Here is a 3,617-nt window from a genome sequence, read left to right on the forward strand (position 1 = left end):
TCCCCCCAGAGGTGGGGATTTGCGGCGGCCATGATCACCGCCATACTGTTGCTAGCTTGGCATCTTGACAAGGGATCCCTGGGGTGCCGCCTTCCCCTTCACGTTGTCCGAGATACGGTATGTCTGCTCCTTCCACGCTGCTGCTCAAGCTCACCCTGCGCTTGCTCGCCTCTTTGAAAGCACGGGTGGATCGGCGCAAGATTCGCGAGCGGGGCTTCGTCCTGCCGGTGGCTGTTTTGATCGTGCTGGTCTTGAGCTTGGTGACGGTAGGGCTGCTGACCCGCTCTACCCAGCGCACCATCCAAACCCAGGTGGAACGGGCGGAGCTGACCATCAGCCGGCAACTGAATGCTGCCATCGACCGGGCCAGGGCCAAGATCGACAACCTCATTCGGGATCGCCGCCTGCCCAACAGTGCCCCCACCGATGCCCAATTTACCTCTGCCCTGACCAACGATGGCACGGCGGTGCCTGCAGAGCCCTCGGATCCCTATACCCTTCCCGATGAGCGGCGCTTTTTGCTGAACTACAGCGCCCTTGTTCCGGATCCCCAGGATCCCAGCCGACGAATCCAGGTGCGGCGGCAAGCCCCAGCCTGGTGGTTCTTGGTGGATACCGATAACAATGGCCTCAACGACTCTGTAACAGTTTATACCATCCTCTACGCCCGTCGCGCTCCGGTAGAGGGCCAATCTGGATTGCAGGGTTTTGAGGAAAACATCAGCGATACCGAGCGGGCGCGGCGACTGGTGATGCGCGGCGGGCCTCTTCAAGGATCCGCCCTGGCAGGGTGTAACGATTCCCCTGTCAACCAAACCGCCAACCCCAACGTGGGAGATTGGTTCCAGGTGGGCTCTGCGCTGTACAAGCCCTTTCAGGTGTACGCTGTAACTTTGCCCATTGAGGGAGCCGACTCCACCACCCGCGCCGTTTCGGCTTTGCAATTTCAGCAAGATCGGCGGCGGGATCTGCTGAACAAGTGGGGGGTTTTCAACCGCGGCGACGTGGAGTTTTTCTTTACTCCTGGCTACAACTGGAACGGTGCTATCTACGCAGGCGGTAGCCTTTTCTTCCGGTACACTGCCAACAACTTGTTCCGGGCTTTCACCATCAGCTCGGAGCAGTCTTGCTTCTACATGCCGCCGGAAAACTCCGAGATTACCGCCTTCGGAGAGTTGGTGGCAGGGGCCATTGGCTACGCCGGACAGGAGGCGAGCGATACATTGATCTTTGATGCCCACCCTGGGGTGGCGGATGTGCCGCCAAGTACGCCGCTTCCCCGCCTGAATAACCTCAATTTCGATTCAGTTCAGAACTCGGCAGCCCCCGAAATGGTAGCTCTGGATCCGCTGGAGCTACAGCTTTTTGGTCGCATTCGTACCCGCGGAACCTACGCCCAGGATCCAGCGGGATGGTCAGTCTCTCCAATTAATGTCAGGCGGAATTCAGAGAGTGGCCCACCAGGACGAGTTCAAGCAGGCGGCTTTCGGTCCGCTGCCGACCAGACCTGCCCGCCCTACGTGGACGATGTGTATCGGGCCGACAACCGCTTTGGCCCCAAGGCCAGCTATGACCGTCCACCGGTCAGCCCTGATCCGGCAAGGGGCTGCGATGTGGACACCTTTGCTCAGAGGTTTGGTGTCAGTGCTGGTGCTCCGATCCCTGGGGATGCTCAGAACAACCAGAGGGAATCTCTAACGCAAGACAACCCACCCCCAGGCGCCCTTTCCGAGGTGGGCTTGGATGGCTACTGGGAGCGGCGGGCCCGTGTGGAAGGTCTGCGGGTGATCGTGGGCCAGCGGCTGGAACTAACCCGCACCGATTCTTTGCCTCTGCCTTTGGTGCCGCCTGGGGATCCCAACGATCCCACCAAGCTGCAGGCCATCTTTATCAGCAACGAGGCGCGGCAACGGCTAACGCTACGGGATAACCCGGCGGCGGTGCAGGCCACTGCCGTTTACCACTACAGCCATGAGCAGGGGCGCTTTCCCATTGCCTGCTTGGCCACGGTGGCTCACCCCGGCTCTCCCTGGAGCTTGCAGCGGGCTTCTACGTTTCCCGGGGGTGACCAGAGCAAACAACTGGGTATCAACTTCTTTACCGGCGAGGGCACCAACGTTTGGGAATATGATCCCACGACAATGAAAGAGCAGCTACGGCCTGGCACCCCACTGTGGACGGCGCTAACCAACCTGGCCAATTTTGCCGGCGATCCCGACGGGGCCTATCCACCCAGACAGCAGCCAGGCCGCATTCATCCGGATCCGTTCATCACCGCCTTTGGCAACTTCTCCGAGCTGCGGCGGGTCATCGATACCGTTAGGGTCATCGATACCGTTAACAGAGACACTGCTGTTGACCAACTGAGCCTAGCTGACCAAACCACCCTGCAAACGGCAGGCTGCATGTTGGGCATGCTGGCCGACAACATCCTGCGCATTCGGGATGTCGCCGATGCCGGGGATCCAGGAGCTCAGATCCTTTGGAACGACATCCAAGCCAGCCGAGCTGGGAACCGAGAAGCAGCCAACCGGTTTTATCTGCCGCTGCGCTACATTTTCCCTCTGCAGCCCTTCCACCACAGCGTGCCCCCCAACCCCAACGATCCCCTTGAAGATGAGCGGAGGCAGGCCTACCCCTTCCTACAGGGGCCAGTAACCTATCAAGCCGTGGTGGATCTGGAATCCATGAGGCTGAGGCCCCGGGCCACCATTGACCAGTGGACTTTGCCCCGTGCCACTGCCAAATGCCCCAATAACACTGCTGGCCCCAATAGCAACCAATTTGAGCTGATCCGAGTTGGCAGCCAGTGTCATCGCGTGCCCTTCAAAGATTCCGTCTTCTACGATGGCCGCGAGGCGATGGCGGTGCGGGCCCTCAACATCGACCTGGCCCTGCTGACCAACAACGTCAACGGACAGGCCAGGGGGTTGATTAACGGGGACACTTGGCTGCCTGCCGGCATTGGCGAGAACCGAGAAGGGGGGATTTTCTACGCCTTCCGGGAAGATGCCGTGCGGGAAGATGCCATTGCCCGCCCACCCTTGGGCGCTTTTAATAACTACCTAACCAACTGGCGCAACGGAAATGCCCGCGGTGACTTGGGCAGCGCCGGTATTATGAACGCCGGTCAGCCAGGTCGCGGCACGGCTAACAACCAAACGGTCTGGGATCCCCCTGTTTCCAATCCAGGTGGACTCAGCCCCAAACCGGTGGACTACTATGCCGATCCGGATCGGCGGCCCTACGGCTTCCGGCTGCGCAACGGGGCGGTGCTGGCCCGCGGCGGGTTCAACCCTGATGACGCGATTTTTGGCCTCTCCTTCGTTTCCGACAACCCCGTTTACATCCAAGGGGACTTTAACCTGCACCAGACGAGGAACGGGCAGCGGCTGGAGGAGTTCACAACTCTTCTTAACTTCGGAGCAGATGGCCTCTACAGCAACTTCTACGGGCGGCTGCGATCCAATGAAGACCGGCGCTTTGCCCGGGCGGCGCAGGATCTCTGGCGGCCGAGCGACGTGTTGGGCGACTCGGTGAACATCCTCTCTGCCGATTTCTGCGATGGCAGCATCGACGACGGCTTTGTGCAGGATGCTACGCTCAACGGCGGCGGC

At 60.4% G+C, this 3,617-nt stretch carries 1 pseudogene; it reads left to right on the forward strand.

Annotation, left to right across the window (positions count from 1 at the left end):
• Positions 1–119 precede the first annotated feature (119 nt).
• Positions 120–3,617: pseudogene (locus NW829_RS11120) on the forward strand (type II secretion system protein); the annotation flags it as partial.

The organism is Synechococcus sp. R55.8 (assembly GCF_047461895.1).
Lineage (GTDB): Bacteria > Cyanobacteriota > Cyanobacteriia > Thermostichales > Thermostichaceae > Thermostichus.